This is a genomic window from candidate division KSB1 bacterium (assembly GCA_022562085.1).
Taxonomy (GTDB): Bacteria; Zhuqueibacterota; Zhuqueibacteria; order Oceanimicrobiales; family Oceanimicrobiaceae; genus Oceanimicrobium.
This window is the reverse complement of sequence record JADFPY010000033.1, coordinates 1-25,983: the sequence shown is the minus strand read 5'-3', so window position 1 is coordinate 25,983 and position 25,983 is coordinate 1. Positions and strand designations below refer to the sequence as shown.

30 protein-coding genes are annotated in these 25,983 nt (G+C 45.2%); 10 read left to right on the top strand and 20 right to left on the bottom strand.

Features of this window, described 5'->3' with window-relative positions:
* Positions 1-193 (bottom strand): hypothetical protein (locus IH879_05200; protein MCH7674334.1); only part of this gene is annotated, 193 nt, incomplete at its 3' end.
* 536 nt (positions 194-729) lie between these two features.
* Between IH879_05200 and IH879_05195 the strand changes: the two genes are divergently transcribed.
* From IH879_05195 to IH879_05155, 9 genes are all read left to right on the top strand, one after another.
* Complete coding sequence (locus IH879_05195) at positions 730-1,545, top strand: hypothetical protein (GenBank protein ID MCH7674333.1); 816 nt, start codon at positions 730-732, stop codon at positions 1,543-1,545.
* A gap of 660 nt (positions 1,546-2,205) precedes the next feature.
* Entirely contained in the window at positions 2,206-2,568 is a 363-nt protein-coding gene (locus IH879_05190; GenBank protein MCH7674332.1) for a fibronectin type III domain-containing protein, read from the top strand.
* Positions 2,569-3,142: 574 nt separating this feature from the next.
* Complete coding sequence (gene modA / locus IH879_05185) at positions 3,143-3,841, top strand: molybdate ABC transporter substrate-binding protein (protein MCH7674331.1); 699 nt, start codon at positions 3,143-3,145, stop codon at positions 3,839-3,841.
* Complete coding sequence (gene modB / locus IH879_05180; GenBank protein MCH7674330.1) at positions 3,838-4,509, top strand: molybdate ABC transporter permease subunit; 672 nt, start codon at positions 3,838-3,840, stop codon at positions 4,507-4,509. The genes modA and modB overlap by 4 nt, the downstream gene beginning before the upstream one ends.
* Positions 4,502-5,572: a molybdenum ABC transporter ATP-binding protein gene (gene modC, locus IH879_05175; GenBank protein MCH7674329.1), complete on the top strand. Its 1,071-nt coding sequence runs from the start codon at positions 4,502-4,504 to the stop codon at positions 5,570-5,572. The genes modB and modC overlap by 8 nt, the downstream gene beginning before the upstream one ends.
* Positions 5,573-5,648: 76 nt before the next feature.
* Positions 5,649-6,719: a ribosome small subunit-dependent GTPase A gene (gene rsgA / locus IH879_05170; protein MCH7674328.1), complete on the top strand. Its 1,071-nt coding sequence runs from the start codon at positions 5,649-5,651 to the stop codon at positions 6,717-6,719.
* A gap of 180 nt (positions 6,720-6,899) precedes the next feature.
* Positions 6,900-7,382, top strand: coding sequence for a YajQ family cyclic di-GMP-binding protein (locus tag IH879_05165; protein MCH7674327.1), 483 nt, complete (start codon positions 6,900-6,902; stop codon positions 7,380-7,382).
* 45 nt (positions 7,383-7,427) lie between these two features.
* Positions 7,428-8,807, top strand: coding sequence for a PQQ-like beta-propeller repeat protein (locus IH879_05160; protein ID MCH7674326.1), 1,380 nt, complete (start codon positions 7,428-7,430; stop codon positions 8,805-8,807).
* 357 nt (positions 8,808-9,164) lie between these two features.
* A complete protein-coding gene (locus IH879_05155; GenBank protein MCH7674325.1) occupies positions 9,165-9,431 on the top strand; it encodes a DUF2277 domain-containing protein in 267 nt (88 codons plus the stop codon).
* A gap of 51 nt (positions 9,432-9,482) precedes the next feature.
* Here IH879_05155 and IH879_05150 read toward each other — a convergent pair whose 3' ends face one another.
* The 14 genes from IH879_05150 to IH879_05085 form a co-directional block, all read right to left on the bottom strand.
* Positions 9,483-9,890, bottom strand: coding sequence for a F0F1 ATP synthase subunit epsilon (locus IH879_05150; GenBank protein ID MCH7674324.1), 408 nt, complete (start codon positions 9,888-9,890; stop codon positions 9,483-9,485).
* Positions 9,891-9,922: 32 nt separating this feature from the next.
* Positions 9,923-11,320, bottom strand: coding sequence for a F0F1 ATP synthase subunit beta (gene atpD, locus IH879_05145; protein MCH7674323.1), 1,398 nt, complete (start codon positions 11,318-11,320; stop codon positions 9,923-9,925).
* Between the two features lie 68 nt (positions 11,321-11,388).
* Entirely contained in the window at positions 11,389-12,255 is an 867-nt protein-coding gene (atpG, locus tag IH879_05140; protein MCH7674322.1) for an ATP synthase F1 subunit gamma, read from the bottom strand.
* Positions 12,256-13,770: a F0F1 ATP synthase subunit alpha gene (locus IH879_05135; protein ID MCH7674321.1), complete on the bottom strand. Its 1,515-nt coding sequence runs from the start codon at positions 13,768-13,770 to the stop codon at positions 12,256-12,258.
* Between the two features lie 151 nt (positions 13,771-13,921).
* On the bottom strand, positions 13,922-14,476 hold the full coding sequence (gene atpH / locus IH879_05130) for an ATP synthase F1 subunit delta (GenBank protein ID MCH7674320.1): 555 nt from the start codon (positions 14,474-14,476) through the stop codon (positions 13,922-13,924).
* Entirely contained in the window at positions 14,473-14,964 is a 492-nt protein-coding gene (atpF, locus tag IH879_05125) for a F0F1 ATP synthase subunit B (protein MCH7674319.1), read from the bottom strand. The genes atpH and atpF overlap by 4 nt, the downstream gene beginning before the upstream one ends.
* Positions 14,965-14,990: 26 nt before the next feature.
* A complete protein-coding gene (locus tag IH879_05120; protein MCH7674318.1) occupies positions 14,991-15,221 on the bottom strand; it encodes an ATP synthase F0 subunit C in 231 nt (76 codons plus the stop codon).
* A gap of 53 nt (positions 15,222-15,274) precedes the next feature.
* On the bottom strand, positions 15,275-16,114 hold the full coding sequence (gene atpB / locus IH879_05115; GenBank protein MCH7674317.1) for a F0F1 ATP synthase subunit A: 840 nt from the start codon (positions 16,112-16,114) through the stop codon (positions 15,275-15,277).
* Positions 16,115-16,124: 10 nt separating this feature from the next.
* A complete protein-coding gene (locus IH879_05110) occupies positions 16,125-16,517 on the bottom strand; it encodes a hypothetical protein (GenBank protein ID MCH7674316.1) in 393 nt (130 codons plus the stop codon).
* Positions 16,510-16,755: an AtpZ/AtpI family protein gene (locus tag IH879_05105; GenBank protein MCH7674315.1), complete on the bottom strand. Its 246-nt coding sequence runs from the start codon at positions 16,753-16,755 to the stop codon at positions 16,510-16,512. Before IH879_05105 ends, IH879_05110 begins: the two co-directional genes overlap by 8 nt.
* A 15-nt stretch (positions 16,756-16,770) precedes the next feature.
* Complete coding sequence (locus IH879_05100; protein MCH7674314.1) at positions 16,771-17,223, bottom strand: polymer-forming cytoskeletal protein; 453 nt, start codon at positions 17,221-17,223, stop codon at positions 16,771-16,773.
* Positions 17,224-17,245: 22 nt separating this feature from the next.
* Positions 17,246-18,139, bottom strand: coding sequence for a M23 family metallopeptidase (locus tag IH879_05095; GenBank protein ID MCH7674313.1), 894 nt, complete (start codon positions 18,137-18,139; stop codon positions 17,246-17,248).
* Between the two features lie 214 nt (positions 18,140-18,353).
* Complete coding sequence (locus IH879_05090; GenBank protein MCH7674312.1) at positions 18,354-19,211, bottom strand: ParB/RepB/Spo0J family partition protein; 858 nt, start codon at positions 19,209-19,211, stop codon at positions 18,354-18,356.
* Entirely contained in the window at positions 19,201-19,965 is a 765-nt protein-coding gene (locus tag IH879_05085; protein ID MCH7674311.1) for a ParA family protein, read from the bottom strand. Before IH879_05085 ends, IH879_05090 begins: the two co-directional genes overlap by 11 nt.
* A gap of 308 nt (positions 19,966-20,273) precedes the next feature.
* On the opposite strand from IH879_05085, the gene IH879_05080 reads away from it, so the two are divergent.
* Complete coding sequence (locus IH879_05080; GenBank protein MCH7674310.1) at positions 20,274-20,669, top strand: hypothetical protein; 396 nt, start codon at positions 20,274-20,276, stop codon at positions 20,667-20,669.
* 50 nt (positions 20,670-20,719) lie between these two features.
* Here IH879_05080 and IH879_05075 read toward each other — a convergent pair whose 3' ends face one another.
* The 5 genes from IH879_05075 to IH879_05055 form a co-directional block, all read right to left on the bottom strand.
* Positions 20,720-21,241, bottom strand: coding sequence for a hypothetical protein (locus IH879_05075; protein MCH7674309.1), 522 nt, complete (start codon positions 21,239-21,241; stop codon positions 20,720-20,722).
* Positions 21,242-21,450: 209 nt separating this feature from the next.
* Positions 21,451-22,230, bottom strand: a complete 780-nt coding sequence (locus IH879_05070) for a hypothetical protein (protein ID MCH7674308.1) — start codon at positions 22,228-22,230, stop codon at positions 21,451-21,453.
* A 138-nt stretch (positions 22,231-22,368) separates the two neighbouring features.
* A complete protein-coding gene (locus IH879_05065; protein ID MCH7674307.1) occupies positions 22,369-24,108 on the bottom strand; it encodes a hypothetical protein in 1,740 nt (579 codons plus the stop codon).
* A gap of 20 nt (positions 24,109-24,128) precedes the next feature.
* Positions 24,129-25,421, bottom strand: a complete 1,293-nt coding sequence (locus tag IH879_05060; protein ID MCH7674306.1) for a PQQ-like beta-propeller repeat protein — start codon at positions 25,419-25,421, stop codon at positions 24,129-24,131.
* 367 nt (positions 25,422-25,788) lie between these two features.
* Positions 25,789-25,983, bottom strand: a 195-nt coding sequence (locus IH879_05055) for a HEAT repeat domain-containing protein (protein ID MCH7674305.1), incomplete at its 5' end; no start/stop codon positions are given.

The window sequence follows — 25,983 nt, the reverse complement described above, 5'->3', positions numbered from 1 at the left end:
TTCCGCCCGGGAAGGCCATGTGCCCGCTGTGGATGTTCATGCCGTGTGTCCGGCGGATATAAACTAAATGGCTTTGCTGCTCTTTTTCGAAAAAGAGCAGCAGGACCGCAGCCGGAATGTAGCCTTTAATTGGCTCCTTACGCTTTTGAACGTTGCCGATGACTTCTTTTATCTGTTCAGGTTTGAGAATCATTTTCTCTTAGACTTTCGCAAAAAAATCCTTGGACTGGCCAAAAAGGTGCAAAACGACGTCTTTGCGAGCGTTTTTCGCGAAGCAATCTAGCTTCTTCGTAAGCATGAGATTGCTTCATTCCGCAAAGAAACGCGGGATTCGCAACGACATTCTGGACTTTTTGGATAGTCCCATACAATGAATCAAAAATACAAAATAAAATTGCACTTAAAAAGTAAAAAACATGTGGTGAAAATGCTACACCTGTGGACTTCGTTCACGATTTTTATTTGCAGAAAGGCTATTCTGGTTATTTGGAACACCAGTGAAAAATCTCAACTTTAAGCTCAAAAACAGGAGATTCTTCGTCATAAATTCCTCAGAACAAGGTTTGGCCCAAAAATTGATAAACAATAGATAAATTCCATTCTTGATTCAACCGATTGCTTTTATATTTTGTTTACACGTTCCTGCATTTTCAAAAAATTTAATTAAATTAAGTCGATTTCAAGTAAATCGGCATATCGTTTAACCCAGTAAATGAAAGGATTCAGGAAATGAAAACATCAATTAAGGATACAATGTTGATTTTCTTTTTGTGCGGTTACCTGACTTTTTTACCGGCCTGCGGCGACAGCACCGGTCCGGCCGACACGGCGCCGGACATCCCACCACAAGAAACCATGACCATCGATCTTTCGCTGTTTGACGGCGGCAATCAAATATTGTCCAAAACTTCGGATTTGAACAATCTACGAACAAATTTTGGTGAAGCCGTACTCACTGTTTTGGTTGTGAATTTATGGGTTATTGTTGCGCTCACCATTCCGGTCGGTGCCACTGCCGCTGCTTTAAGTGTAGAACCAACATTCGATGAAGCAGCAGGAAAATGGTGCTGGAATACTTCACATGAATTTCCCAATCAAACCATTTCCCTGCAGTTGAAAGCTCAAATTAACGGCGACGTGATCAACTGGGAAATGTTTGTGACCCGGCAGCTGCCAACCCCTTTAACCGATTTTCTCTGGTATACCGGCGAAAACCGAATTGACGGAACCTCAGGTCACTGGCAGTTCTACGATGAAATCAGACCGGAGGAAAGCCAACAAACAGTGAGAATTAATTGGATTTATACTTCGGAAACCGATCGTACTTTGGCTTTCTTAAACAACAGCGACGATGCTGACGCCGGCGATTCAATAACTTACACAGTTGATGGCGATATTGTAACCATGACACTTATCGATGTTTCCGCAAGCAATACTGTGGAAGTTTCCTGGAATAAGACGACGCAAGAGGGTTACATCAGCAAGAATGGTGTCAAAGGGTGCTGGGATGAAAACCTTCTGGACACCGCATGCTCAACTGATTAGTCGTAGACTTCTTCTTGTTTTTTAAGGGGAGAATTCATTTGGGTCTATAAAAAAGTCTATGCTCGTTCTTGTGTCCGTCAAATGCTGTCACATAATGACGATGGCTCTTCAACCCTCAGGTAAATCGCAGAAAAGCTCTATATAGTTGGGAGCCCTCATAAAGGGATTTTTTGTTGAATAGAGACTCAAAAGCTTCACTATCAATCGAAAAAACAATCCAATTTTTCTCCAAAGTTGAATTATTTTCGGAATTTCAGGAGTGCCGAAAAAGGGGAGCGGAGATAAAAAAGTGCAAAGAATGTAACTTTGCCCTTTTTTCATAATTGAAACCTATATTTCACGAATGTAACCACAAATCAGCGAGTGTCTCCTCGAGTATGTTTCTGTTTGCAAACTGTTTTGATCAGAACCTGATTTCCTTTCCATTCACATGATTTGAATTGGATTTTATTCTATTTTAAAAACTCCAAGTCCAGACATATCTTATACTTATGCAATAATCGAAATCCATAAAGAAATCTTCATAATTTAGGAGATTTGGGGGAGACCGCGAGTAACGCCCTGAGCTTCAGAACCCGAGCATAAACAGTTTGGCACAATCATTGTAAACTATGCAAATCGCAATCAACAGGAAATGTAAGAGATTTAGAAGGAGAAAAAATGCTAAAAATAGCCAGCGCTATCTCATTTGTTCTTTTATTAAGTATTCCCGGATATACAGACGATGTCAACGCATCATGGGATCCAAATTCAGAGTCCGACTTGGCCGGATACCGGATTTATTACGGTACTCAATCTGGCAGCTATAATACCAATGTTGATGCGGGGAATGCAACTTCTGTAGAAATCAAAGGTTTGCAGACAAACACGACATATTACTTCGTAGTTACTGCTTACGATGTAGCCGGTAACGAAAGTACATTTTCGCAAGAAGTTAGTTTATTTATTCCTCCGCCCTCAGATACTCAGGCACCGACAGCGCCGAAAAATGTAAAAGTCGTCATCAGTACATCCTCAAACTAAATCGCTATAATAGCTACTAATTCCAAATTCCACATAAAAGCCGTCTTGCTTCATCAGCAAGCGGCTGTTTTGGTATGTCTTGCTTCTGATTCAGGCAGCAAAGTTTTATCGATGATAATGAGCATTTTCAGGGGTGCGTTTTTTTGAGTTTTTGGAGTCTATAAAAAAAGTATCTGTTTTTAAAACATGAAAAAACGATAAATAATATTATAAACAGTGCAGAAATTAAGCCGGGTATTTTTGCATTTTTTGCAGTCTCTAAAAAGAGCAATAAGATTCGAAGAGATTCATTTCGAATTCTCCCTTTCTTGTTATCCTTCCCTAAAGCAGGTCAATTATGATCGCGCGACCTAATTGACTTTTAGTTTTGTCAAAAAATCTCTGAAAATCCTTCAGATATTTCTAACCTACACTTTTCGACTCCTTGCTTTTTAAGCCAAAAGTCTGTATATAAAAAAAACTATACTAGCAATCTTTTATGCGACACAACCTGTTTAAAACTCTTCTCCTTGGATTATTTTTTTCTCGATTAATTTCTTGTTCCTCGGAAAATTCCAGGGAGTCAGACCGTCCTTTGCGGATATTTGCCGCCGCGAGCTTGGCCTCAGTCATGCCGGCCGTCGCTGATGCATTTCAAAAGGAATCCGAAAAAACCAAAGTAGAATTCAATTTTGCTGCCTCCTCTATTCTAGCCAAACAAATCGAGCAGGGCGCGGATGCGGATATCTATCTGTCGGCGAATCTGCAATGGTTGCAGTTTTTAATGGAAAAAAATAAATTAAAGAAAGACTCCCAAGTCAATTTTTTAGGTAACGAATTGGTTTTGGTCACTTCCAAAAATAGTCAAAGACACTTAACTGGTTTAGAGGATTTGCTCAGTTCGGATGTTGTGAGAATTACTCTTGCCGACTGGTCCCACGTACCCGCGGGTATCTATGCAAAAACCGCTTTAGAGAAAGCGGGGCTCTGGGAAAAAATTAAATCAAAATGCATTCCGGCTTTAGATGTGCGAGCTGCCCTGGCGTATGTCGAAAGAGGTGATGTGGACTATGCACTCGTTTACCGAACTGATGCTGCAATCAGCAAAAAAATCCTTATCTCCGGCAGCTTACCTAAAGAGATTCAGCCTGACATTCAGTATTCGGCTGCTACGACTCACATCTCGACACATCCTCTGAGCGCTGTTTTTTTGGCATTTCTACAATCGGGAACCGCAAAGCGGATTTTCAGAGAAAGCGGTTTCATCATTCCTGAAAGCGAGCGGGACGAGTGAACAACCAGCTTCAAATTATCCTTCTCTCTTTAAAAGTAGCGACTCTCTCCACGATTATTATCATTCCGATCGGTACTTATCTCGGCTGGCTTTTTTCACGCAAAAGGTTCATCGGTAAATCGCTTTTAGATGGCCTCGTCAATATTCCGCTGGTTCTGCCACCGGTAGTGACCGGCTATTTACTTTTGATTCTCCTGGGTCCTTCCGGCTTCATTGGACGATTTCTCAAAGAGTGGTTTGGCATAAATTTGGCGTTTACCTGGTGGGCGGCCGTGATCGCTTCTGCGGTGGTCAGCTTTCCATTGCTGGTGCGCGCGGTACGGGTTGCTGTCGACTCCGTCGATGAAAAGCTGGAGGAAGCCGGCCGGATGCTGCGCGCCAGCGAAGCAAGTGTCTTTTTTAGGATTACCTTACCTCTTGCAGCCAACGGCATCATTGCCGGAAGTGTTCTGGCGTTTGCAAGGGCGCTGGGCGAATTTGGCGCCACTATCATTTTTGCCGGCAACATACTCGGCAAAACCCAAACGATTCCCCTGGCGGTTTTCACCTATTTCAATCAACCGGATGGAGCCAGTAAAGCCACAATTCTGCTTATCGTCTCGGTGGTTATTTCCTATTTAAGTATTTTACTCAACGAGCTCATGCTGCGGCGAATGAAAAATGCTTAGCCTGAAACTAAAAAAACATTGGCCGAATTTCGAACTCGAACTCGATCTGGAAATCAAGTCTGCTTTTACCGCTCTGTTTGGACCCTCCGGTTCGGGTAAAACAACAACTCTAAATTTGATTGCCGGATTAACCCAGCCAGCCGAAGGGGAGGTCTCTCTTGATGACCGAATTTTATTTTCAGACAAAAAACGAATCAATGCTTCTCCACAAGATCGAAACATCGGTTATATATTTCAAGAGAGCCGCTTGTTTCCACATTATTCTGTGCAGAAAAATCTCGAGTTCGGTTTGACCAAAACTCCGCAAGAAAAACGCCGGTTCAGCTTTTCAGAAATTGTCGAGGTGGCTGGACTCAAGGCGCACCTAACCCGCATGCCCGCCGACCTTTCCGGAGGTGAAAAACAGCGGGTTGCCCTGGCCCGGGCGCTGTTGGCCTCGCCGGATTATCTGTTGATGGATGAACCGTTAGCTGCCCTGGATTTATCCGCCCGGCTTTCATTCCTGAAATTCCTCAAAGAAATCCACCGGAAGTTCGAACTGCCGATTTTGTATGTTTCGCACGATCTTGCAAACGTTTTGAATTTTGCCGACGAGGTGGTCATCCTCCAAAATGGCAGAAATATCGGTTATGGCCGGCCTTATGCACAGCTCGACAAAATGACCGCTGCTCCTTTGGTTGCAAGCGCTGACATTGCCAACATCCTTGAAATGACAGTCACCGCTGACAAATCTTCAAAAGGATTAACCGAGGCCAGTTGCGGTGAACTTTCCTTTGTGCTGCCGCATCTGGACTGCACGATCGGTGAGAAACTCACTCTGAATATCCCGGCTTCAGAAATCATCATCGGCGTAAAAAAACCGGACGGCTTAAGCGCCACCAACATTCTTAAGGGCACAATAACGGACATTCATCATTTGGGTGAAAGAATTCTGGTTGACATAGCGGCCGGCCCTAAGTTTACAGTGGAAATTGTCCCGACAACAGTGGAACGTTTGGGATTGCAGACCGGCAAGGATGTCTTCTTGATTCTTAAAGCGAGCTCGTTTCGGAGGTTGGGGTAGACTAAAGAAAATGAATTGTACTTTTGGTGTGGATTAGTTACCTTTGTGAAAAAATGAGCAACTTTATCAATTCTCAATGAACTTAGAAAAGTTAGACCTAAACCCCTGGCTAAAGGATAAACTAGACCCTGCAAAGCTGCACGACTATAAAATAGCTCGGGTCACCGCTGTTAACAAAGACAATTTCATTCTCAAAAATGAAAAGAAAGAAGTCTTTGCCGAACTTACGGGTAAGTTCTTATTCAATGTTGAATCCTCCCTTGACACCCCCACAGTTGGCGATTGGGTTTATGCCCAATATTTTGATGATGATTCTTTTGCAGTCATCCATGAGCTCGTGCCGAGAAAATCAATTCTGAAACGGAAAACTTCGGGCAAGAAGATAGAATTTCAATTGATTGCCGCCAATATCGATACAGCCTTTATTATGCAGTCACTGGATTCCAACTATAATTTGCGGCGTCTGGAAAGATATTTGGCGATGATTCATGAAGCCAATATCCGCCCGGTCGTTTTGCTGAGCAAAAGTGATTTGGTGTCTCCCGAAGAAATTGAAGAAAAGCTGCTTGCAATGCACTCGACAGTGCCGGACGTTCAAGTACTGGCCTTTAGTAATCTCAACGGCTCGGGACTCGACCAGATTCATGCGCACTTAGTCCCCGGAGAAACAGTCTGCTTGCTGGGTTCATCCGGAGTTGGAAAAACGACCTTATTAAATAAACTACTCGGTGAAGATTTATTTAAAACCCAGGAAGTCAGAGAAAAGGACGAAAGAGGAAAACACACGACCTCCCGCCGGCAATTAATTACTCTTAAAAACGGCGCCATGATCATCGATATGCCGGGGATGCGCGAGTTGGGAAACATCGGAGTAGAGTCGGGACTTCAGGAGACTTTTTCTGATATCGTGGAACTGGCAAACAAGTGCCGCTTTACGAATTGCACACATCTGCAGGAAAACGGCTGCGCAGTATTGAGTGCGGTAGATGACGGCAGCATTTCTCAGGAGCGTTATCATAATTATATTCAAATGAAAAAGGAATCTGCTTTCAACGAGAGGTCCTATCTGGAAAAACGCCGTCGCGATAAAAAATTTGGTAGATTCTATAAATCAGTGCAAAAAGATAATGTTAAAACAAGAAAATGAGCTATTCCGTCTTGGCGAGGAGTCCCGACAATCCTTAAATAGCTAATAATGAAATCGGGACCACGAAGCAACCTTTAACTACTTATAGGGAGATTGCTTCGCTTCCTTCGGCACTGCTCAGGACAGGCCTTACAGTCGCTCGCAACGACGGGTAATGCAAAACACAGAAGGAGAAAAACAATGCAATCATTCGATATTGTTTCCGAAGTCAACATGCACGAAGTCACCAATGCCGTTGACCAGGCCAAGCGCGAAGTCTCAACCCGGTTCGATTTCAAAGGCTCCGACGCACGATTTGAGCATACCGGGTCGGAAATCATTCTGCACGGGGACAGCGAATTTCAAATAAAACAGATGCGGGATATCCTGATCGGAAAATTCACCGCGCGCAAGGTCGATCTGAAAGCGCTCGTTTTTGACAAGGTGGAGGAGTTCGGTAAAGGCGCCCGCCAAAAAACCACGATTCGCCAGGGTATTGAAACGGAAATGGCCAAAAAAATGGTCAAGATGATCAAGGATATGAAAATGAAAGTTCAGGCTGCTATCCAGGGCGACCAGGTTCGGGTCAGCGGCAAGAAAAGAGACGACCTGCAGAAAGTGATGGCCATGCTCAAGGATGCGAAGCTGGATATTCCGCTGCAGTTTGTCAATTACCGAAATTGAGCTGATAGATGTCTGCTAACATCCCAAAAAGGAAAAAAAGAAAAAATGGCTAAATTATTAGGACCCATTCTTCGGGGTTTTTTCTCATGGATATTTCTCCTGAACCTATCTTTAATGGCGTATGCCGGAGATGAAAAATCAAAAACTACTGACACGAACTGGCCCTCTTTCCGCGGAAGATACGCTTCCGGAGTCGCCGACGGCCAGAACCTGCCCGACCAATGGCACGGAGAAAGCGGCAGCAACATAAAATGGAAAACCGACATCCCGGGGCTGGCGCACTCCAGCCCGATTGTTTGGGGGAAAAGGATTTTTGTCACCACAGCCATCAGCAGCGCCGGTGACCACACATTTAAACACGGTCTGTACGGGGAAGGCACAGCTTCCAGCGATCGCTCGGTGCACCGCTGGCTGGTTTACTGTCTCGCCAAAACCAGCGGCGAAATCATCTGGGAAGCGCTGGCTGCGGAAAGAGTGCCGAAAGACAAGCGGCATATCAAAGCAACTTATGCTAATTCGACTCCGGCAACGAACGGTGAAATCGTGGTTGCTTTTTTTGGCTCTGAAGGTCTTTTTGCCTTCGACATGGAAGGCAAGTTTCTCTGGAAAAAAGACCTCGGGCGCCTGAACGCCGGGGCTTATGACCTGCCGAGCTACGAATGGGGCACTGCGAGCTCCCCCATCATTTACCGCGACCTGGTTATTGTGCAGTGCGACACCCAGGGTGAGGATTTTCTGATCGCCCTCGATACTAAAACAGGCAAGACCGTCTGGAAGACCCAACGTGACGAACTGCCCGGTTGGGGCACACCGACGATTTACCCGGGCAAAAGAGTTGAGCTGATTACTAACGCCTCAAATTTCATCCAAGGCTATGATCCGCTCACCGGCAAAGAGTTGTGGCGGCTCGGCGGCAGCTCCAAGATTACCGCACCCACACCGATATTTAAAGACGATCTGATTATCGTTGCCAGCGGCCGGCGGCCGGTAAAGCCCATTTTTGCCATTCGTGCAGGCGCCACGGGCGAAATCACACTAACTGAAGAACAGACCTCTAACGATTTCGTGGCCTGGAGTAAACGTGGCCGCGGGCCTTACATGCCAACACCGATCATTTACGGTGACTATCTTTATTCGCTCAACAACAACGGCGTGCTTGATTGCTATGATTTACAAACCGGCCAAGAAAAGTACCGTCAGCGAATTCGCCACGCCGGCGGCGGGTTTAGTGCCTCTCCGGTCGCGGCCGATGGCAAAATCTACCTGACCGGCGAGGACGGCGACATCTTTGTGATCAAAGCCGGACCCGAATATGAGCTGGTTGCAAAAAATGAAATCGGTGAGCTGGTCATGGCTACGCCCGCCCTTTCAGAGGGCATGATGTATGTGCGGGCCAAGGAGCATTTGTTTGCGATTGGCCGTTAGGAGTTTTGCGTGTTGCCTGGGTTGCGGAAACCGCTTCGCTTATTTCCGCAACCATCTATCAGCACTGCGGTGATGGATTTTTTCCCAAAATCCAGGTTTATACTATGTCGGTAAACTTTTGCATTTTTTTGCAAAAAAATGACAAAAAACAAATCTCAAATTTCAAATAAATCCCAAGAACCAAATTTGAAATTCCAAACTTAGAGTACACCGTTGGAAACGCCTACTCAAATTAACGAGAAGAAAATTGGAGCTTGAAATTTGAAATTTATTTGGGATTTGTACATTTGGGATTTTGAGTTTTCGGCTTCGCCAGCTATGAATTATTCAGGTTAATTAATTACTTTTAGAGGCAGTATGTGTAGAAATATTAAAACATTGTTCAACTTCGATCCGCCTGCTACAGACGAGGAGATTCAAGCAGCTTCTTTACAGTTCGTACGCAAATTGAGCGGATTTAACAAACCTTCAAAAGTAAACGAAGCCGTTTTTGAGCAGGGCGTTGAAGATGTCACATACATTGCCCGGCAATTGATTAGTTCGCTTGCAACCAAATCTCCGCCACGCAACCATGAAATAGAAGCTGCCAAATCCCGGGCGCGGATTGCCAGACGCTTTGCTTAATGAATAAATAACCTGAATTAGAAAATTTGACTTTAGGGTGGAAAAAATCAGTTAGATACTTGAGGTGACCCGCATTCTGTTAATTGCCCGCGCTAATGCCACTTCAGCGCGTTTAATATCCCACTGTTTCCTGCCTTCTTTTATTTTTTTTTCGGCTCTCTCTTTGGAAGCGGCAGCTCGCTTTTTATCGATGTCTGCAGCAAGTTCGGAAGTTTCAACAAGAATGGAGATGCTCCCCGGAAGGACTTCAACAACACCGCCACTCGCTGCAAAGTAGTCGGTCTTGCCGTCTTTCTCTACTTTAATTTCACCTATTTTCAGCGTTGCCAAAAGCGGGGTGTGGCCCGGGAAAACACCGAAGTAACCTTCAAAGCCCGGAAGCCGAACGGAGGAAGCCTCTTCGGAATAGACTTTCTTATTTGGAGTGAGAATTTCTATGTTTAGTTTTTCGGGTAACATGGTTTCACTTTAATGATAAAACGATTCCATCCCTAAGCTGCTTTTTTCATTTCTTCAGCATTTGCGATTGCTTCGTCGATAGTGCCAATCATATAAAAAGCCTGTTCCGGAAAGTCATCGTATTCACCTTCGACGATGCCTTTGAAACCGCGAATCGTTTCTTCCAGACGAACATACTGTCCGGGTGTTCCGGTAAATGCCTCAGCAACGAAGAACGGTTGTGACAGGAACCGTTGAATTCTACGCGCGCGGTTCACAACAATCCTGTCTTCATCGGAAAGTTCTTCCATCCCGAGAATCGCGATAATATCTTGTAAATCTTTGTTCTTCTGCAGAATTTGTTGGACCTGACGGGCAATCTGATAATGTTCCTCTCCGACAATATGCGGGTCTAAAATTCGTGAGGTTGAATCCAACGGATCCACCGCTGGATAAAGCCCCAACTCGGCAATTTGCCGCGAGAGCACTGTGGTCGCATCCAGGTGGGCAAACGTGGTAGCAGGAGCCGGATCGGTTAAATCGTCGGCGGGTACGTAAATCGCTTGTACGGAAGTAACCGAGCCTTTCTTTGTTGAAGTGATTCTCTCTTGCAGTTCACCCATTTCAGTGGCGAGGGTTGGCTGATAACCCACCGCCGACGGCATCCGACCTAAGAGCGCAGACACTTCAGAACCGGCTTGCGTAAACCGGAAAATATTGTCAATAAAAAGCAGAACGTCCTTACCTTCTTCATCCCTGAAGTATTCTGCGGCAGTCAACGCTGTGAGCCCAACTCTTTGTCTCGCGCCAGGCAGCTCGTTCATTTGTCCAAATACCAGACAGGTTTTTTCGAGAACGCCAGACTCTTTCATTTCGAGCCAGAGATCGTTTCCTTCACGGGTTCTTTCGCCTACGCCGCCGAATACGGAATATCCACTGTGCTCGGTTGCGATGTTACGAATGAGTTCTTGAATTAAAACGGTCTTGCCAACCCCGGCGCCGCCGAACAGACCGGTCTTACCGCCTTTTGTGTATGGTTCCAGAAGATCGATTACTTTAATACCGGTTTCGAGAATTTCCGAACTTGTATCGAGATCCTCAAACTTTGGTGGTTCCCGGTGAATCGGTAAGGTCATTTTAGTTTTGATGGGACCTAAGTCATCGATCGGTTCGCCAAGGATGTTCATCAGTCTGCCGAGCGTTTCCGGACCCACCGGCACGCAGATCGGTTTACCGGTATTCTTAACGGGCATGCCACGAACCAAACCGTCGGTAGAATCCATCGCAACGCAGCGTGCCGTCTGCTCGCCCAAATGCTGCTGCACCTCCAAAACGACTTTGCGGCCATCGTGGTCAACTTCCAGAGCGGTTAGCAGTTCGGGTAAATCGCCGTCTTCAAATTGAACGTCTAATACAGCTCCAATGATTTGTGAAACTCGGCCTTCTTTCATTCTTAAGCTTTCCTTTTCTTGATAAGTAATAAAGGTTTCTCCCTTCGGTCGAAATGACAAAAGGGGGATTATCCTCTCAGCGCTTCAGCGCCGCCAACAATTTCTGAAATTTGCGTAGTAATGGCCGTCTGACGAACTTTATTATAATGCAGGGTTAAATCATAGATCATTTCCTCGGCATTTTCCGTAGCCGAATCCATTGCAACCATTCTGGCGCCCTCTTCGGCCGCATACGATTCTAACAAAATCCGCCAGATTTGTACATTTATATTTTTCGGTATAATCTCATCCAGAATTTTTCCTGCTTCAGGTTCATACAAATAATCAGCGGAAACCGCTGCGCCTTCTTCAGGTTGATGCGGTTCAAGAGGGAGCAGTTGAGTGACATTGACTATATGAGTTCCAGCCGACTTAAAACTGTTGTATACAACAAAAACGCGATCTACTTCCTGAGATTGATACAACTCTTGAATGCGTGCTGAAATTTCTGATGCGTGTTGAAAATCCAGATCTTTGAAAATGTCGATATACTTTTCCGTAATCTGGTAATCTCGCCGTAAGTAAAAATCGGTACCTTTAGCGCCGACTGTCAGAAGCGTAGCATCCGCGGAAACTTGAGAATCAATTTCACTTTTCGCCCGTTTAATGACATTGGAATTAAAGCCCCCGCAAAAACCGCGGTCCGAAGTCACAACCACATAACAGAGTTTATTTGCCTCCCGGACTTCCAGAAGCGGATGACTGCTTTGCTGGTCTTCCTGGGCCGTCACATGAGTCAACAATTCCTCCAATCGCTGCGCATACGGCCGTGCGTTCAACAACCTTTCCTGGGCTCTCCGCAGTTTTGCCGCAGCGACCATCTTCATGGCTTTGGTAATTTGCTGCGTACTTTTGACGCTGCTAATGCGGCGTTTTATATCACGTAAAGTTGCCACTTATTCCTCAACCACGAATGATTTGATAAACTCTTCACCAATCGACGTCATCTTTTTATGCAGGTCGTCATCGAGTTTTTTCTTTTCGGCGATGCTCTTCAAAACGTCGGAATAATTCGATTCCATGAACTGAAGATATTCGGTTTCAAGTCTCGATACCTGATCGGCTGGAATCGAATCTAGAAATCCGTTTACCCCGAGAAAAATGATCGCAATTTGTTTCTCGACCACCAGCGGGGTATATTGACCCTGCTTCAAGATTTCAACCATGCGCTGGCCCCGGGTAATTTGCAGTTGGGTGACTTTGTCGAGGTCCGAACCGAATTTTGCAAATGCCTCCAGGTCGCGGAACTGGGCCAAATCCAGACGCAGTCGTCCAGCGACTTGCTTCATCGCTTTCGTTTGCGCGTTACCGCCAACCCGTGAAACCGAAAGTCCCACATTGATAGCCGGGCGGACACCCGCGTAGAAGAGATCCGACTCTAAATAAATCTGGCCGTCGGTAATCGAAATAACGTTGGTCGGAATATAAGCAGAAACGTCACCCGCTTGAGTTTCAATGATCGGCAAAGCGGTCAATGAGCCACCGCCTAAATCATCGTTCAATTTAGCTGCGCGTTCCAGTAAGCGGGAATGCAGATAAAAAATATCGCCGGGGTAAGCTTCACGACCCGGTGGCCGCCTTAACAGCAGCGACAACTGGCGGTAAGCCCAGGCGTGTTTAGAGAGATCGTCGTAAACAACCAAAGCGTGTTTGCCGCTATCCCGAAAGTATTCTCCAAGCGCCGCACCGGCAAACGGGGCAATATATTGCATGGGCGCCGGTTCACTCGCAGAAGCTGCAATCACAATAGTAAAGTCCATTGCACCCGCATCTTCGAGGATTTTGACAACCTTTGCAACACTGGACGCTTTTTGTCCAATGGCCACGTAAATACAAAAAACGTCTGTATTTTTCTGGTTGATAATTGTGTCAATAACGACTGCAGTTTTACCCGTCTGCCGGTCGCCGATGATCAACTCACGTTGACCGCGGCCAATGGGAATCATGGAATCGATCGCTTTGATACCGGTTTGCAGCGGTTCCAATACCGGCTGGCGCTGAACAACACCTTCCGCTTTTCGCTCGATAAGTTGAACCTTGTCGGTCTTGATCGGACCTTTGCCGTCAATTGGCTGCCCCAAGGGATTTATCACGCGGCCAAGCATTGCGTCACCGACGGGAATTTCCATGATTCTGCCGGTTCGTTTTGCCGAGTCCCCCTCTTTAACGTGGACATCATCGCCAAAAAGCACACAACCGACGTTGTCCTCCTCAAGGTTCAGAGCCATGCCCAACAACCCACCGGAAAATTCCACCAGCTCGCCGGCCATAACTTTTTCTAAGCCGTAAACGCGGGCAATTCCGTCGCCAACCTGGACAACTTGGCCGACTTCTTCCAATTCGACCGTGGTTTCAAAGCTCTCAATCTGCTTTTTTATAATTGTTGTGATTTCGTCAGGACGTATTTCCATCCTATCTCAGACCTCCTGATTTTAAGTTATTAGGTAGTCGCATTTTCAGACTCAAAAATAATTCATACTTAGCAATAAGTGTTTGGGTGTTAATGTATTAAAGTGTTAACGGTTTTACGCGCGAACACCTTAACACATAAACACTCTAACACTAGGAAGTGTTTTTTGAATTCGATACCAAATCATCTTTCAGCCGCGCCAACTGACTCTGCAGGCTGCCGTCAAAGACATGGCCTTCGACGTTCACCACAATGCCACCCAAGATTGACGCATCGATGTCGTTCCTGATCCGAACATCTGCATCAAAAGTTTTGTCTAACAAAGATTTTAATTTGGATGAAGATTTTTCATCCAGAGGTTGGGCGGTAATGGCCAAAGCGTTTATTTTCCGGTGATACTTATCAACAATGGATTGAAATTCTTTGACGATCTCAGGAAAGATGAACTCGCGGTTCTTCTTCAAAAGCACAAGAACAAAATTGAAAAACACATTGGACACCCGGTCCTGCATGAGCTCTTCAATTTTTTCGCGTTTTTGTTTCTTGCTGACATCTTGCGCGAAGAAAAAAAGTCTGAATTGAAGGTTGTCATCCAGGCTCTGTGAAAAGGATCTGACTTCATTTTGAATCGTATCAAGAATTTTTCTCTCAACTGCTAACTCAAAAAGCGCCTTGGCGTATCTCCTTGCAAGAACGGTATTTTTCAATTCATCTCCATTTTCTTAAGTGAATCGTCGATAACGTCCTGGTGGTCTTTCTGTGACAGCGTTTTGCCGATGAGTTTAGAGGCAATCATCACAGACAGTTCGGCGGTTTGCTTCCTTATTTCATGCACCGCTTTTTCCCCCTCCAAAGAGATTTCCCTTTTAGCTTTTTCCAGCATTGCCGAGGCCTCCGAATGCGCTTTCTGAATAATCTCCTCTTTCGTCGTGTCGGCGGTTTTTCGGCTTTTGCTCAAAAGATCCTGGGCCTCTTTTTTAGCTTCATCCATGATTTCCTGGTTCTTTGCTAAGGCTTCTTCCGTTTCTTTTTGTGCAACGTCGGCTTTTTCAAGCGCTTCTTTGATGCGTGTTTCTCTCTCTGCAAGGGTCTGCAAAATCGGGCCCCAGGCCAACTTTTTTAAAACCAGCAGCAGCAGGACAAATGTTGCCGCCGTCCAAAAAAATGTGCCTAAATTGGGAGTTAATAGTTCCATTATCCGGCCTTTTGTTGGTTTTTAAATTAAGCCTTAACTGCCAGGAGGAAACAGATAACGAGACCCAAAAGCGCCGCGCCTTCAATCATAGCTGCGGTAATGATCATCGCACCGCGAATGTCTCCGGCAGCTTCCGGTTGTCTGGAAATTCCGTCCATTGCAGCTCCAGCCAATTTGCCAATACCTAGTGCACCCCCAATAACTGAAATACCAGCGCCAAGCCCTGCGGCTAAATATGCTAATCCTAAATCGCCCATGAAACTTTCCTTTCTGTTAGTTACAAAATTTATTAAATTAAGTTACCTGTTATTTAATGATCTTGATGAATCGACATTCCGATAAATACGGCTGATAAAATCGTGAAAATATAAGCTTGAATCAAACCAATCAGCACTTCGAGTAAACTCACAAACAGTAAAAATAAAAGGGTGGTGCCGCCGATTGCCCAATTCTTAAATGTAAAAATGATCATCAAAAATGCGAAAACCACCACATGGCCGGCAACCATATTTGCAAAAAGCCGGATGGCCAGAGCAAAGTGCTTGGTAAACAATCCGAGAATTTCCACCGGTATTATAATCGGTAAAATGAAGACCGGTAATCCGGGCGGAATCAAGCCTTTGCAATAGCCCACCAGACCGTGGTATTTAATGCCCGCCATAATCACCATCACAAATGTGATCACCGCCAGCGCCGCAGTCACGCTAATATTGCTGGTGGCAGTTGCAGAGCCGGGAACGAGTCCCAGCAAATTACAAAAAAGCACAAAAAAGAAGGCTGTCAGCAAATAGGGAGCATACTTTCGGCTGTGGTCACCGAGAAACGGCTTCATTACTTCCTGATCGAGATATTCGATGATGAGTTCAAAAAAATTAGCCAGCCCGTGCGGCACCATTTTCGGTTTGCGGAAGAGTATGCCAAACAATAAAATCATCATTGCCGAAACGATCCACATAATCAAGATGTGCTTGGTGATAGAGATGTCGATCCCGAACACTTGCAGATCGAACAGCTTATGATCGGTGATATGGTGCATGATAAATTCCGAACCGAGCTTTTCGTCTTCACCGCCACCCTGCCCCTGCTGTTCAGCACCGTGCCCTTCCTGGACGCCGCCGCCGGTTAAAAACCAGGATAATGTTTGCGTCAAAATCATTCTTTTACGAAACAGCCTTGCTAATTTTTAATTGCTTTTGAATGTACTTGATTTCAAAGAATTGCAATGTCAAATAAAAAGCAACCAGAAAAACAATAAATGCAGTCAGTGGAATTTGAGTAAATTTCCACACAAAAAAAAGGGCAGCTATAAGAATCAGAAATCTGACTCCCATTCCGCCTAATACTACTGCAAAAAAGGTTGAGTTCGATTTATTAAACGCCCATTTTATGGAATAAAATGAAAATAGGATATTAACCAAACTTACCAAGTATCCGTAAAAAACCGCCCCAACCAGATAGGACCGTCCAAAAAGGTTTACAGAAATAATTGCAACAACCAACAGTATCGATGTGAACCCGCAAATTTGCAGCAGAAACTTCAGATTTTCATTCACCTTCGTTTTCTTTCGTCATTTTCGGGGGAAAGACAGTTCTGTAAATCGTCATGAACCCTGAAGTCGCGCCTATGAACAAACCAATGATTAAAAATAGGGGAAGAGTATTAAATCTTGAATCGAGCCAGTATCCTCCTCCAGTCCCGAATACGATTGCAAGCGCAAAACGGAAACCCAAATCAAAATAACCACTGACGTTAACGGCCTCTTTTTTGCGACTTTGGGAATCTTCAGTCACCTCATTTTGCGATTTTTATTTCCTTGGCTTCCTCGGTTCCTTGGATTCCTGCTTTTGCTCAAGGATTTCAGCGACGCTGCTCTTTGGCAAGTCGCTTTTTTTCTCTTCAGCGGGTTCGGCGGACATTGAGCAATTACCCTCAAAAACCGCGCCTTCATCGATAACCAGCTTGGTAGTTTTGAGCTCGCCCTTGAATTCCGATTTCGCTTCTAAAACAACTTTCCCGGATGCAGTGAGCTTGCCCTTCAACTTGCCCCCGATTATCGCATTGCGAACGACAACATCGCCGTTAATCGCCCCGTCTTTGCCGATGACCAGAGAATCACTAGTCGTCACCTTGCCCTTTATTCTGCCATCGACGCGTAGTGTACTATCAACTTTCAGGGTTCCATCAATTGATGAACCCTTCCCAATGATTGTGTTTAAATTCCCGCTGCTGTTAAAGTCTTCGTTCCTTTTACCCAACATAGTATTCCTCACTTTGGGTTCATTAATTAGTGGAAATCGTTTCGTTAAACGCTAAGATAAACTCTCTTGGATCTACCGGCAGCCCATCCTTCCAAATCTCAAAATGGAGGTGTGGTCCCGAACTCTTTCCGGAAGTCCCTAATAAAGCTATTGCTTCCCCTTTTTTGACATAAATTTTTTCAGATTTCAACAATCTTTGATTGTGACCATAATAAGAAAGAATACCGCCGCCGTGATCGATAATGATCAAGTTACCCAAATCATACGTCCAACCGGCGAATATAACAACCCCAGCGCCGGAGGCTCGAATCAATGTCCCCTTTTTTGCAACAATGTCAATGCCGCTATGCGTTTTCGGCTGAAACCAACCCTCTTTTTGAAAATCCAGTGTTAGAAATCCCTTAACGGGAAGCAGGGTCGGTAAGCTTTCAGCAAAATTGTGAATTTTATTTTTTTTGGGAGACAAGAAAAACTGTTTATTGTCTGCCTTGACATCCAGGGGTGATTCGCGACTAATTTGAACTGTCGGGACGATGTTTTCAAACAATTGACTTGAAACAAGGTTCTGGCGGCCGCCAATACCGGCCATTTGCTGCGAAGATTCAAGGTCGACACCGAGAAGACCTCTAACTTTCTTATATTCGTTCTCCAAAGCGTAAAATTGATCTGCTAAAGCAATCACTCGCTTGTTATCTTTTTGAAGTTGTGAATTGTAAGCCAGAACTTGCTTATTAAAAGAATAAAGACCTGCGTATTTCCAGTAGAAAATAGCCCCGACTACAATGTGGACAATCAGGACAGCGGCCACCACATAAAGCAACTTAACCATATTAGTGCTGATTCGGAAACTGTAGGGTTCAGCGTCGTCTTCCGGTACGATAAGTATAGAAACTTTCTGTGCACGGCGTGTTTGCATAAACATTTTTCATTTCAAATTAGCCGATTGCGCTAACATTTGGTTACAAGAGTCACTTAATTTAGAATAAAAATTCTAAAAATCAAGCAATTTCTCAAAGTTACAAAGATTTCAAATTCAAACAGTTAGGGGATTTCCGAGGAGAGAAAAGAGAAGAGCGAGAAGCGAGAACCGTGTAGTTAGTTTTACACTCCTCGCTTTTCGCTCGTCGTCGTTAAATCCTTTCCATTAATTCCAAGATTCTTTCAATATCACTATTCGAATAGTACTCAATTTCAATTTTACCTTTACCCTTATTATCCTTAATCCGCACCTGGGTTCCTAAAATAGCTCTGAGTTTATTTTCTGCCTCGTTTATAAATGGATCCTGTTTTGGTAGAGATTTTTTCCTGGGCGCGACGGCAGGTTTTTCGGCCTTAACGATGTTTTCAATTTGCCTGACCGAGTATTTTTTTTTTAAAGTCTGCTTCCACAAGTTAACCTGATCTTCCTTTTTGCTTAGAGTCAGCAACGCCCTTGCATGTCCTGCGCTAATCTCGTCTTTGATTAAACTATCCTGGATGATTTTTGGAAGCCTGAGAATTCTAAGCGAATTTGTAATCGTTGTGCGATCTTTGCCAACTTTCTTTGCAACTTCATCTTGAGTCAGGTTGAACTTTATAACCAGTGTCTGGTATCCTTTTGCCTCATCAACAGCATTGAGGTTTTCTCTTTGAATATTTTCGATTAAGGAGAGCTCTATCATCTCCTCGTCCGTGGTGACTTCCATAACATAAGCCGGAATGCGATCCAAACCCAGCTCGCTGACCGCACGCAAACGGCGTTCGCCCGCAATGAGTTCGTATCCGGAATTTGCAACTCGCACGGATATCGGCTGGATGATTCCCTTTTCAGATATCGATTGTTTGAGCTCTTGTAAAGCCGTGGGGTCAAAGTTTTCGCGGGGTTGAAACGGATTGGGTCGGACTTTGGATACCTCAACCTCTCTGAGGCGTTCGGATTGCTCAGGGTCGTCGCTGGGGATATCCGGAATGAGCGCGCTTAATCCTTTGCCAAGCCTTCTAACGGCCATTACTCAGAATTTCCTCAGCTAAATGCATATAGTTCTCACAGCCGCGTGAGATCGCGTCATAAAGAATAATCGGCTTGCCATAACTTGGAGCTTCGCTCAGACGGACATTTCGGTCGATTACGGTATTAAAAACTTTGTCTTCAAAAAATTGTTTTACATCATCCGCAACCTGTCTGGAAAGGTTCAGCCGGTTGTCAAACATAGTCAGAAGAACGCCTTCGATTTCGAGCTCCCGGTTCAAGTTTTTCTGCACCAGGCGAATGGTATTCAGAAGCTGGCCCAATCCTTCAAGCGCGTAATATTCGCACTGAATTGGAATTAGCACCGATTTGGCAGCGGTCAAAGCATTAATGGTTAAAAGACCTAAAGAAGGCGGGCAGTCGATAAAAATGTAATCATACTCTTTTTGAAGCTGCTCTAAAGCAGAGGTCAATATATTCTCGCGTGACATCGTATTCACCAGCTCGACTTCAGCGCCGGCCAACCGCGCCGCTGAAGGCACCAGCTCTAAGTAATCCAAGCCTGTTTCAACAACCGCTTCCTGAATGTTCAGATTCTCAATAAGCACTTCATAAATGCTATTTTTAACTGTTTTATGATCCAAACCTAAACCGCTGGTCGAGTTTGCCTGCGGATCGATATCGATTAATAAGACTGAATTCTCGGCAACGGCAATGCACGAGGTCAAATTAACGGCCGTGGTCGTTTTTCCAACCCCGCCTTTTTGGTTTGCAATTGCTATTATTTTAGACATTAAGATTCCCTAGTAACACCAAAATATTAAGGAATATAAGTTATTAACTTTGTAAAATCAAGATAAAAGTTAGAGCCGGTTTTGTCTCAAAAAATAACGTTGAAAGTCTTAATGTGGCGTCTACAATTAGCCGGTCAATTTCTCACAAAATCAAGCGTCCCCACTCCTTGCTTGTTCCCACCGACCAAATTTTTTATTGACAACAACAATCTATTATATTATACTCATTGTATTCATACTATACTTAGACCTCGACCTAAACAATTCACTTAAATTAACTCATTTCATAACCAAAAACGGAGGGAGATATGAATTGGGGTAAAATCTTACTGACTGGAGTTGTTGGCGGGATTGTTTTAAATCTTTACCAATGGCTTATGCATGGCTTTATCATGCGTTCGACCTATGAAAGCTATGCGGTTTTCGGAAGGGACCCGGCAAATCCAGGTTGGTTTTTTGCTGTTGCTGTTGCAATCGGAATCGCCGGAGCCATGCTGTTTTCGAAGACCAGGAGTGCTTGGGGAGAGGGCGCTAAAGGCGGTGTCATGTTCGGCGCATTCGTGGGCCTAATTGTATTTTTTGGGCAATTCTATTTCCCGCTTGTCATCAACGAATTTCCATATTATCTCGCCTGGTGCTGGGGAACAATTAACATGATTGGCTGGGTAATTTTCGGCGCAGTGGCGTCCTTCATTATTAAGTAGAACCCAAACCAACTTGCAGGTTTTATAAACCTGCAAGGTTTATAAACTTCTTAAACAAATAAATCAAACACAGCGGGTTGAGAGGGATGGCCCGCTTTTTGGCCATTCTGATTATAAAGCTGTTTCTCTTCTTGTTTCAACTCAGCAAGTTCCTGCCGTGCTTTCGCCTCCATTTTGCTCGCTGCTGCGGCAACGTTTCTATCCTGCGCTGAAGGATCTTTCGGAGCCAGCGCTGCTCTTTTTATCTGCTGCGCTTTCTGAATTGTCGCTTGAGGATCGTTCGGCACTTCCGAGGTGTCTATCTGAACTTCCCCGCCAACGGCATATTGTTTGCCATCCGGGCCGGTTTGATACTCATAACTCGGCCCGCCACTGGCAAATTGTCCGGCAGCGGCTTTATGCGCTTGTTCATGCCGCTTTACCTCGGCGTCGCGCCGCTTCAGCTGTTCGACTTGCTTTTTTTCATCCGCGGAGAGCTGTTGCGAAGACTGCTGAGGTTTTTCCCGCAAAGAACCTGCAGAAACATTAAAATTGCTCTGATGAGCGTGAGAATCAGCGCCCGATAGGGTCATGGTAATTACCTCTAAATTTATATTAAAGATAATCACCGGTCTCTTCTGATAAAGTTATCGGTATCAGGCGCTTAAAGCTTTAATATTTTGTAACAATTTAGCATTCAGCTGCCAGCATTCAACTGCCAGCATTCAACACTCAGTACTCAGCTAAAAGACTTAACCGCTTTAAGCTGACGGCTGTTTGCTGAAAGCTGACTGCTTAAACACTAATTCACCGGCAGCCAGTAACTCACTTTTAACGCCAGAAAATTATCACCCCTGGCCGAGAGGCTGTCAAATAAAGACCCCGGTGTCACGAAACTGCCTTGATCTTCCGAGGAAGAGCGATCTTGCTGCCATACGAGAAAAAGCGTACTGCCCCGGCGCCATTCCCAACGCAGCACAAAATTGCTGCGGAAAGACCGAATATTAAAATCACGGTTCTCCAATTCGAAAGTATCTGTGCCATCGGTTACTGTGAACCCTTCGCCGTTTTCTGTAATGGTGGTGCCGTCTGTTCCGTAAAAGCGCAAATCCTTGCTGCGCGGCTTGAGCAGCTCGCCGAAATCAAAGCGCTTGCCGCTGGCAGCAAAAGGCTCCGCGTACAATTCCAGACTCAAATCGGGAGTGATAGCGTAGTTCAAGCGGATTTGGGTAGAAAGCGTGCTGCGATCGATGGCAGAAAAAACGTAACGTTGACCAAAAGTGACATCTCTGCCATTCCCGAATTCGTCGAAATACTGTCGTGGTGTTCGCTCTCGTTCGTATTCTGGTTCGAGTGAAAGCTCCAAAGCATCAGTGGGTTTGACAGAAAAACGTGCGCTTGTGGAAAAATCGAATCCGTCCAAACCATCCCAAACATATGACATCCGGGCGCGCCAGTTAAAATTGGAGGCTCGATTATTTGAAAGCCTTGCCTGCAGGTGTTGATGGGAAGGTGTGCCCATGACAGGTCCGCCACGGGTCTTTGTCCAGCTCAGGTTGTCCGGCGCGTAGTGGTAGTGCATCCCCAGGCGCCAAAAATTCTTGAAAGTAAAAGCGAAGTTGAAGTCATAAATTCGGAATGATCTAATCCACTCGTAATTCCATTTAGCAAAAGTTAAAACCTGCAATTCATAATCGCGGAAAAGCTTTCCGGGTTTGGTTTAGCGATAGGTCAAATAAGCCCAATTCCCGACTCCGTCGGAACCGAAAAGAATGCCGGCGTCATTCAATTCAAATGCCGGGGACTCAGCCGAGACACTGGTACCCCAAAGCCAGTGTTCACCACCTCTCTTATTGAATCTTAACGAACCGGCATAACCGGTCAATGAAGTTCTTGATGAATCGAGGGTAACATGGCTTGCATCAGGTCTCTGGAAATAACGAGCGCTGGATCGCTGTGCGCCAACGATTGCTAAACTATCCCCTTGAATGTGAGAAAAACCAACAAATCCACTGAGTTCATATTTACCGTTTTCAAAACGGACGTTCCAGTCGGCATTGCCGGAGTAGGCCTGTCGATTCAGACTTTCACGAAGAGCATTGTTTGAGGAAAGATCGCGCCGCACACCTGTAAACATTAAACCAACCGTAGACGCCGACGGTCCAAATTCCTGCTGCAAACGAAAAGCCCCGAAACCAGACAGAGGCTCAACTTCGGTATTCCCTTTAACAACAGGCGTTGAATCGGTAGCGGCGATGAATGTTTCCGCATGTTCCCGTTCCGTAACAGCAGTAATTGCGCCAATCGATAGTCCGGAGCTCAGGCGGCCGCTTATTTTCGCAGCTGCTAGAATGGTTGTATTATCGGGAATATCAACAAAGTCGCCAACAGCATCGCCATGCGGTCTTACTCCAATTCGTCTTGAATAAAAAAATGACGGGCCGATGTTATCCAGAAGTTGATTCCCCTCAATGAAAAACGGCCGTTTTTCCCGAAAAAAGGTTTCAAATGCAGTCAGATTAACGACGGACGGATCCGCTTCCACTTGACCGAAATCGGGATTGAAGGTAACATCTAATGTCAGGTTTGGACCCAATCCCATTTTCAAGTCTAAACCTACTCTCGAATTAATGGTGCTGCCATCATTGAACGGATCGTCGTTTGCTATATCACCGGTGAATATTGCGCTGCTCGTTTCGTAGGGCAGCAGTTCAATTCGTCTCGATGGTCGGATGCCTTCAATACCGACCAGGTCACCAAACCTCGAAGCCCAGCCGGTTTCCTCTTTTGGGATAAGTACCCAGTACAAATCCTCATTGGTATTGGGAATCCAACGGTTTATATTTATTCCCCAAACCTGTTTTTCATTCTTACTAAAGCGTAGTTGCGAAAACGGAATTTTCATTTCCGCGCTCCAACCAAATGGTTGGATAGATACCTCGGCATCCCAGACAGGGTTGAACGTCAATTCCCGGTGAAATTCTCGATCGGATGGGTGAAAGTAATCAACACGAACGCCGCCCGCTGTTACCGCAAAACTGTATGCGGTCCTGCGATCATAGTACGTATCGAGCGAGACAATCAATCGTTCTGCATTTCCGGCATTATCGCGTCGCGTCACAAAATTATGGATTTCCTCCGGTTTATCAAAATACATACGTGCACCGATATAAATTGAATGGTCGTTATAAAGGATTCCAACCTCAGTTTTATTTATTGCCGGCTCCCCTTCGTTCGGATCTTTTTGTAAAAAACCCGAAACGAACTCTACTCCGTTCCAAACATCGTCATCCAGAATGCCATCGAGCCGTGGAGCGTCGATAACGCGATGGGCAGTCATGGTTTTTTGCGGTTCAGTATCTTTGTCGCTTTCAAAAGCAAAGCCAGCGAAGGCCAACAAAAGTATTGTTAAAATGATAACGGCCAAGAACAGATTTCTTGTTCGAAGAAACTCAGTCACAATCATAACTACCTCATTAGCTAATTTATTTTTCCATTACTTTGAATTCTTCCGAGCTCAAGTGCGAGGATATGTTTTTTATCCCGTACATATAATTTCGTAGAAACGAGCGTAGGCAATGTCCATGAAACGGACTGGGTCACTTGAGCGCTGTCGAGAACCTCCACTCCTGCCGGCGAGATTTTCGCTATAGAAAGGTTACCGCTTTTGTCGAGAAAAAGAAGTTTGTGGTCGGCGTAGAGGCATTGCGCCATATGAAATCCGCGGCGCTGCCAGGCAATCTCTTCGGTTCGCCAATTGAAGGCGGTGAGAAACGAAACATCATGCCCGCCGGCAGAACCATAGATGAAATCGCCAATTCGGATCAGCGTCCAGCATGACCCGCGCAGTTTGGATTCGAACCAAATCTGCTTCACGTCCATTCTATTTTCCTTACGGGTGATCTCAAGCAGTCTTCCCCCACCGGAATTGAATTGACTGGAAACCCAGATACGGCTTTCGTCGCATTTCACGATCGGCGTCAAGTGATTTCCATTGTCAAATGGAATTTCATAATGCCAAAGGAATTTTCCGGTCGAAGGATCGAGCCCGTTGACCCCTTCTGGTGAAAAGTAAATAAACTGGTCTTGTCCAGCGAGTTTTATGATTGAGGCCTGTGCGTAGCTAACGCCGCCGGGTCCACCTTGCCAAACCGTTGAGCCATCTTTCGGATCGACGGCGATTACGCTTTGGTCGTCGCCGCCTACTTGCACGATAATAGTGTCACCATAAGGAAGCGGACTATTTGAGTAACCATACTCTTCGACTCGCTGTCTCCGGCCGAACTCGGTTGGCAGATCACGTACCCAGAGCAGCTTTCCGGTAGCAAGTTCGAGACATCGCATTTGACCGGCAATGCCGATGGATATAATCCGGTCGTCAACGATAATTGGTGAGGCATTTGGACCGGGCCCGAAATACTGCCGCCTCTCCGGCCAGAACTCACGTGAATAGCGATGCTCCCAGTTTGTTGCACCCGTTTGGGCATTTAATGAAATAACGACTTCACTTTTGTCCTCGCCATACATAGTGAAAAGCTGACCGTCTTTGTAAAGGATTGATGAATAGCCCTCACCTAACGGACGTTTCCACAGATGCCCTGGCCCGTCCGCTGGCCACTTGTCGGCGAGACCTGTCGTCTTTACTTTGAAATCACCGGCGGGACCGCCCCATTGCAGCCAATCCTGCCCAAAGACGGAACGTGAAACAAGTAAGATAGAAAGTATGAAGACCAGCCTTAGAATAAAACCTAAGGTTGTTATTTTTCTTTTCATTTCATTAGTGAGCTTCTTTTACTATGACTTAGCAGGAGTGTCCGGTTAAAATTAAATTGCGCTAATTGTAATGTCGCAGCCTTCAAAACTCCTCTATTTTCCCCCATGGCAAGGGGGGAATTAAAGGGGGGTCGTTTTCTTGTAATTTAGCAGTAATTGACTTAAAGTTTAAATCTGATTTTGTTTCCACCCATAAGAAATCCTTTTGAAAACTTAGACTTAACGCACCTTTTCTTGAATTCTAAACCCGGATACCAGTGATTTAGAACGAGAAGTTTGCGGTTAATTTTGCTCGGGATGGTTTCAATTGGTAATACTGAGAAATTTGTGAAAAGTTACGAAAGTAAAAATTTTAACACTAAAGCCATTAGTCCTTTTGACTGAGATCACCCAATGCCTCGGCAGCTTCTTTGCGGACATGCTTATTTTCATCTTTCAGCGCCTGACTCAATGGCTTCAAAGCACGAGCATCTTCAAGTGAACCGAGTGATTCGGCGGCAGCCAAATGCACCTGCCAGGAAGCATCTTTCAAAGATTGTATCAACGGCTCAACGGCACGCCT

Coding starts and splice junctions, on each gene's coding strand:
- IH879_05080 (MCH7674310.1), top strand. CDS start 20,274: ATGAATTGGGGTAAAATCTTACTGACTGGAGTTGTTGGCGGGATTGTT.
- IH879_05060 (MCH7674306.1), bottom strand. CDS start 25,421: ATGAAAAGAAAAATAACAACCTTAGGTTTTATTCTAAGGCTGGTCTTC.
- IH879_05070 (MCH7674308.1), bottom strand. CDS start 22,230: ATGCACTACCACTACGCGCCGGACAACCTGAGCTGGACAAAGACCCGT.
- IH879_05095 (MCH7674313.1), bottom strand. CDS start 18,139: ATGCAAACACGCCGTGCACAGAAAGTTTCTATACTTATCGTACCGGAA.
- IH879_05135 (MCH7674321.1), bottom strand. CDS start 13,770: ATGGAAATACGTCCTGACGAAATCACAACAATTATAAAAAAGCAGATT.
- IH879_05075 (MCH7674309.1), bottom strand. CDS start 21,241: ATGACCCTATCGGGCGCTGATTCTCACGCTCATCAGAGCAATTTTAAT.
- atpF (MCH7674319.1), bottom strand. CDS start 14,964: ATGGAACTATTAACTCCCAATTTAGGCACATTTTTTTGGACGGCGGCA.
- IH879_05160 (MCH7674326.1), top strand. CDS start 7,428: ATGGCTAAATTATTAGGACCCATTCTTCGGGGTTTTTTCTCATGGATA.
- IH879_05120 (MCH7674318.1), bottom strand. CDS start 15,221: ATGGGCGATTTAGGATTAGCATATTTAGCCGCAGGGCTTGGCGCTGGT.
- IH879_05165 (MCH7674327.1), top strand. CDS start 6,900: ATGCAATCATTCGATATTGTTTCCGAAGTCAACATGCACGAAGTCACC.
- rsgA (MCH7674328.1), top strand. CDS start 5,649: ATGAACTTAGAAAAGTTAGACCTAAACCCCTGGCTAAAGGATAAACTA.
- IH879_05150 (MCH7674324.1), bottom strand. CDS start 9,890: ATGTTACCCGAAAAACTAAACATAGAAATTCTCACTCCAAATAAGAAA.
- IH879_05100 (MCH7674314.1), bottom strand. CDS start 17,223: ATGTTGGGTAAAAGGAACGAAGACTTTAACAGCAGCGGGAATTTAAAC.
- IH879_05190 (MCH7674332.1), top strand. CDS start 2,206: ATGCTAAAAATAGCCAGCGCTATCTCATTTGTTCTTTTATTAAGTATT.
- IH879_05195 (MCH7674333.1), top strand. CDS start 730: ATGAAAACATCAATTAAGGATACAATGTTGATTTTCTTTTTGTGCGGT.
- IH879_05085 (MCH7674311.1), bottom strand. CDS start 19,965: ATGTCTAAAATAATAGCAATTGCAAACCAAAAAGGCGGGGTTGGAAAA.
- IH879_05090 (MCH7674312.1), bottom strand. CDS start 19,211: ATGGCCGTTAGAAGGCTTGGCAAAGGATTAAGCGCGCTCATTCCGGAT.
- modC (MCH7674329.1), top strand. CDS start 4,502: ATGCTTAGCCTGAAACTAAAAAAACATTGGCCGAATTTCGAACTCGAA.
- IH879_05155 (MCH7674325.1), top strand. CDS start 9,165: ATGTGTAGAAATATTAAAACATTGTTCAACTTCGATCCGCCTGCTACA.
- atpD (MCH7674323.1), bottom strand. CDS start 11,320: ATGAAAGAAGGCCGAGTTTCACAAATCATTGGAGCTGTATTAGACGTT.